The organism is Rhodococcus sp. EPR-134 (genome assembly GCF_001647205.1).
Lineage (GTDB): Bacteria > Actinomycetota > Actinomycetes > Mycobacteriales > Mycobacteriaceae > Rhodococcus_F > Rhodococcus_F qingshengii.
Genome location: NZ_LVCT01000373.1, coordinates 1 through 4,816, shown reverse-complemented (window position 1 = coordinate 4,816; position 4,816 = coordinate 1). Strand labels below are relative to the sequence as shown.

The 4,816-nt window shown below is 62.1% G+C and carries 3 protein-coding genes; all 3 read right to left on the bottom strand.

The window, feature by feature from the left end:
• On the bottom strand, positions 1-2,348 hold a 2,348-nt coding region (locus tag A2J01_RS16900; protein WP_197494239.1), incomplete at its 3' end, for an NAD-glutamate dehydrogenase domain-containing protein.
• 99 nt (positions 2,349-2,447) lie between these two features.
• Positions 2,448-2,867 (bottom strand): acyl-CoA thioesterase, encoded by a 420-nt coding sequence (locus tag A2J01_RS16895; RefSeq protein ID WP_003944475.1) that lies wholly within the window; start codon positions 2,865-2,867, stop codon positions 2,448-2,450.
• Between the two features lie 4 nt (positions 2,868-2,871).
• On the bottom strand, positions 2,872-4,551 hold the full coding sequence (gene ettA / locus A2J01_RS16890) for an energy-dependent translational throttle protein EttA (RefSeq protein WP_007730925.1): 1,680 nt from the start codon (positions 4,549-4,551) through the stop codon (positions 2,872-2,874).
• Positions 4,552-4,816: the final 265 nt, after the last annotated feature.

Here is a 4,816-nt window from a genome sequence, read left to right as displayed (position 1 = left end):
ATCTCGAAAGCCGGCCGCGGCTTGGGCAACTCGCTGATCCGTGAGGGATCGAGCTTGACCGACAGGTAGTCGCGAGAGCGGCCATCGGCGTCGACGACGTAGAAATTGGTACGCAAGGTCGCCTTCACCAAGGAGAACATTCCACGCAGAATGCGATCGGCATCCAAGCTGAGTACCTCGTCGATGGACGCACGCAACTGCTCGTCCAATTCGGCGACGCGAATGTCGTCCTGCTTCTCGGGGTCGAACATCGCCTCGAACAACTGCACCAATGCAAACGCGGTCTGCGGGTGTGTAAGCGCGATTCCTTCGATGTGGAACTGACTGTATGGAAATGTGGCCTGGCGCAGATACTTTGCGTAAGCACGCAGCACCACGGCTTGCCGCCAGGACATTCCGGCCCGCAGCACCAACTCGTTGAATCGGTCAGCTTCGGCCCGGCCGAACCAGACTGCGCCGAATGCAGCCGTGAATCGCTTCTGGACCTCGGTCAGCGGGGCGGTACTGGTCTCGAGCGGCACCTGCGCATCGAGGTCGATCTCGACCGACGCCCGAAGATCCGCCGGTACCGACAATCCGAAATCGTAGATCCAGCACTGAACGCCGTCGAGTCGCTGCACGACGTGCGGCCGCTCGTCGAGAACTTCGACGCCGAGTGACTGCAGCACCGGTAGCACCTGGCTCAACGAGATACCGTCGCCGCCGACGAAGAGCGTGAAGCGCCAGGCACCGGGCGCGGAGTCCACAGCACGATAGAGCAGTACGTCGATCGCGCCTGGCGCCAACGCCTCGAGTCGGGCGATGTCGGCCAACGCGCGTGACGGTTCGAAGTCCTCCTTGTATCCATCGGGAAGCACCCGCGAATACCGCTGCACCAGTTCCGGATCCACACCCGGACTTTCACGAACAAGGTCGTTGATGCGGTCGTCCCAACTACGACTGACTTCGGTCAAGAGAGCCTGAACTCGCTCGCGGTTCGACTCGGAGACATCCAGATGAACCGGCTCACTGTCCGGATCGCGCCGGATCGTCACGTGCAACAGCGCAAGATCGTTCTCGGTAACCCGGGCGGTGTAATCGACTGTGCCTGGTCCGAATTCGCGCCACAACAGGTTTTGCATCGCCAGTCGCACCCGCGTCGTGGACCGGTCGCGGGGTAGATACACCAAGCAGGACACGAAGCGTCCGAACGTGTCCTCGCGGACAAAGAGTCGCACCTGTCGACGCAGCCCGATGCTGTGCACGGCGTGGACGGTCTCGAACAAGGTCTCGGCGTCGCTCGAGAACAACTCGGTGCGTGGGAACGACTGGATGACCTCGAGCATCGCCTGACCGGAGTACGAATGCAGGTCGACACCGGCACGCGCGATGACTTCGCGAACGCGGCGCTCGATCAGAGGAATCGCGAGGACGTTCTCGTGGAGTGCGACCACGGTGAACACACCCAGGAATCTGTGCTCCCCCACGATGTTTCCCTCGTCGTCGAGGATCGAGACACCCACGAAGTACGGGTAGACAGCGCGGTGCACCGTGGCGGGGAACGATCCCTGCGTCAGGACCAGAAGCGGTCGATCCGGGAGATCTGCGACTGGAGGCAAACTCATCGGGCCTTCGGTGACCGCGTCGGAGCGCAGCACGCCGAGCCCGCTGCCGGCGACCGTGCGTGAACCGTCCTTCGTGCCCTCGAACCGCCGGTATCCGAGCACGGCATAGTTTCCGTCCGCCATCCACCGCAGCAGCCGAGCGGTATCGGAGAATTCTTCGGGGGTGATCCTCCCGGAGGCAGTTTCTGCGGCACTCTCCAACTCGTCGGCAACGCGCAGTTGCAATGCCTTCATGTCCGGGGTGTCACCAACCACCTGGCGGACGTCCGCGAGCACCTTGCCGAGGTGTGCTTCGATCGCGTCGAGAGCGGAATCCTCGACTTCGGAGTCCAACTGGACGTGCATCCAGGATTCTTGGATACCGCTGCCGCCCAAGGACATCAGATTGCCCGAGTCATCGCGTTCAACCGTCAGGATCGGATGGGCGAATTGACTGATTCCCACACCTTGTCGGTTGAGCATCGCGGTAACGGACTCGACGAGCAACGACATGTCGTCGGTGACGATCTGGACGGCAGCGCCGAGACCCTCGGATCCTGACGGGCGGTACACACGCCATACGGCGGTGCCCGGGGTCCGCTGCCTCCCGAGCGCAAGATGCGCGAGCAGGACTCGATCCGATCGACCGTTGATGACGTCGTCGCTGTCACCCTCGTCGATATGCGTGAAAAAGGCCTCGCGAAGACGCGTCAACAACGTCGCTTCGTCGAGGCCTGTGCCCTGCTGCCGTACACGGTCTGTCATTCCTGGCTCACATCCTTGTGGGTTCTGATCGCCGCGACCAATCTCTGACTCGAGACTAGCCGCGGCAACCAGTACCTAGGGTGAACTGAGAAACGAAATCTACGATGTCGTCATCTGAACAAGCGATGCTTCGAGCACCGCGCGTTCGCTGTCCGCCAGCGGTCTGGACTTTTCGGACACCGTGTCGAATCCGACCATCAACGCGTCGCCGAAAGCGCATTCGACACCCGCGTTGTCGCGGATGACGTGCCGAACCGTGAACGAGGAAGTCCCGACGTGAGTCGTGAAGATCTCTACGTTCAAGGGACCGGACCGATCGGTGACCGGCTTGAGGAACTCGACGGTCATCTTTCGAACCACGAGGTATCCCGGCCGGCCGCCGAGCGGCGCCAGTTTCGCTTCCAGGAACTGGATGCGCGCTTCCTGCATGTACTCGACGTAACGCGTGTTGTTGACGTGACCCAACCGGTCGGAATCGCCCCACCGGACCTGGATCTGCGCTGTGTATACGTCGGACACCGGATCAGTCCCTGGTGAGCTTGCGGTGAGTCACGCGGTGCGGGCGTGCGGCGTCGGGGCCGAGTCGCTCGACCTTGTTCGCCTCGTAGCCCTCGAAGTTGCCCTCGTACCAGTACCAAGCTGCCTCGTTGTCGCCGAAGCCACCTTCCCACGCGAGGATGTGGGTACAAGTCCGGTCCAGGAACCAGCGATCGTGCGAGATCACGACGGCGCAGCCGGGGAACTCTTCGAGAGCGTTCTCCAGCGAGCCGAGGGTTTCGACGTCGAGGTCGTTGGTGGGCTCATCGAGCAGGATCAGGTTGCCGCCCTGCTTGAGCGTCATCGCCAGGTTCAGGCGGTTGCGCTCACCACCGGAGAGGACGCCGGCCGGCTTCTGCTGATCGTGGCCCTTGAAACCGAACGAGCTGATGTACGCGCGCGAGGGGAACTCGGTCTGGCCGACGACGATGAAATCGAGCCCGTCGGACACGGTCTCCCAGACCGTCTTCTTGGGGTCGATTCCGGAACGGTTCTGGTCGACGTAGCTCAGCTTGACCGTCTGACCGATCTTGACCTCACCGGCGTCAGGCTCCTCGAGACCGACGATGGTCTTGAACAGCGTCGTCTTACCGACGCCGTTGGGGCCGATGACGCCGACAATTCCGTTGCGCGGCAACGTGAACGAGAGATCCTTGATCAGAACGCGACCGTCGAAGCCCTTGTCGAGGTTCGAGACCTCCACGACCACGTCACCCAGGCGCGGCGGTGCCGGGATCTGGATCTCGTCGAAGTCGAGCTTGCGCGTCTTCTCTGCTTCGTTCGCCATTTCCTCGTAGCGATCGAGACGAGCCTTGTTCTTGGCCTGGCGGGCCTTGGCGCCGGAACGAACCCATGCAAGCTCGTCCTTGAGGCGCTTCTGCAGCTTCTGATCCTTCTTGCCGGCAACTTCGAGGCGTGCAGCCTTCTGCTCCAGGTAGGTGGAGTAGTTGCCCTCGTACGGGTACAGGCGTCCGCGGTCGACTTCACAGATCCACTGCGCGACGTGATCGAGGAAGTAACGATCATGAGTCACGGCGAGGATTGCGCCGGGGTAAGCAGCGAGGTGCTGCTCGAGCCACAGGACAGATTCGGCGTCGAGGTGGTTGGTGGGCTCATCGAGGAGCAGGAGGTCGGGCTTGCTCAGCAGCAGCTTGCAGAGCGCAACGCGTCGCTTCTCACCACCGGAGAGGTGGGTGACCATCTCTTCCGGCGGGGGGCAGCGCAGGGCGTCCATAGCCTGCTCGAGCTGCGAGTCGATCTCCCACGCATCTGCGTGATCGAGCTTCTCCTGCAGCTCGCCCATCTCTTCCATGAGCTCGTCGGAGTAATCCGTAGCCATCAGCTCGGCGATCTCGTTGTACCGCTTGAGCTGGACCATCGTCTCTCCGAGACCGTCCTCGACGTTCTCGCGAACAGTCTTGGTCTCGTCGAGCTCCGGCTCCTGCATGAGGATGCCGACGGTCGCGCCCGGAGCCAGGAATGCCTCGCCGTTGCCCGGCTGGTCCAGTCCGGCCATGATCTTGAGGATGCTGGATTTACCAGCGCCGTTCGGTCCGACGACACCGATCTTCGCGCCGGGGTAAAAGCTCATCGTGACGTCATCGAGGATGACCTTGTCACCGTGCGCCTTGCGCACCTTCTTCATCGTGTAAATGAACTCAGCCATGACCGCCAGCCTATCGGTGTTTGCCCTATAACCCACATTGCGCGTTGGCCGTCACTCCGATGCGGGTTCTGCGGACAGTCCGAGGTCATCGACCAGATTCACCGACATGCTCATCGACCCCCACGAAAACCGCGATGGGGACACCTCCGGGTGTCCCCAGGACGGCTCAGATCATTGCCCTGTGGATGCCCTTCGGCTCGCCACCGAGCTGCGAGAGCGTCGACGCATGGAAAATGGAGCCAGGTACGTGGATCGCATGTGCCAA